Annotated in this window: 1 protein-coding gene and 1 pseudogene; both read right to left on the bottom strand. The window is 70.9% G+C overall.

Going from position 1 to position 639, the window contains the following annotated elements; genetic code table 11:
• Window positions 1-198, bottom strand: a pseudogene (locus ASG00_RS18330) (electron transfer flavoprotein subunit alpha/FixB family protein); the annotation flags it as partial.
• An 11-nt stretch (window positions 199-209) separates the two neighbouring features.
• On the bottom strand, window positions 210-639 hold a 430-nt coding region (locus tag ASG00_RS11765), incomplete at its 5' end, for an electron transfer flavoprotein subunit beta/FixA family protein (protein ID WP_442922647.1).

Here is a 639-nt window from a genome sequence, read left to right as displayed (position 1 = left end):
GGTCGGCACGATGAGCACGGCGGTCGCCCCGAGAGCCGCGGCATCCGCTGCCAGTTCGGCGTTCTCGTGCACGACGAGCGCGACGGGGGTGCCCACCTGGGCGGCGGCGCCGAGGAGTCCGGCGGACGAGCTGGCGAGCTCCCCCGACGGGGTCACGTCGAGCAGCACGAGGATGGTGTCGGGCGCGAAGTCGGTCATCGTCGTCTTCCTCAGGCCAGTCGGTTCGAGATCAGGTATTCGGCGAGCTTGGTGCCGGCGTCGCCCTCGTCGACGATCCTGGTCCCGGCCGCGCGGGCCGGCTTCTCCGAGATCGCGATGACGATCGATCGGGATGCCGCGGCATCCGTCGCGTCGACGTCGAGGTCCGCGAGGCTCCAGGTCTCGTACGGCTTCTTCTTGGCCGCCATGATGCCCTTGAAGTTCGGGAAACGGGCGTCGGGCAGGCGCTCGGTGATGGAGATGACGGCGGGCAGGGTCGCCGAGACCGTGGTGGTCGCGCCGTCGATCGCCCGCTCGCCGGTGACGACGCCGTCGCCGATCTCGACCGTGCTGAGGCTGGTGGCCGCCGGCACGTCGAGCAGCTCGCCGAGCATCGAGGCGATGACACCGCCCGAGCCGTCGGTCGACTGGTTTCCGGCG

Source organism: Microbacterium sp. Leaf351, from assembly GCF_001423825.1.
Taxonomy (GTDB): Bacteria; Actinomycetota; Actinomycetes; order Actinomycetales; family Microbacteriaceae; genus Microbacterium; species Microbacterium ginsengisoli.
Note: the sequence above shows the minus strand (reverse complement) of the source record. Positions and strands in the feature narration are given on the sequence as shown.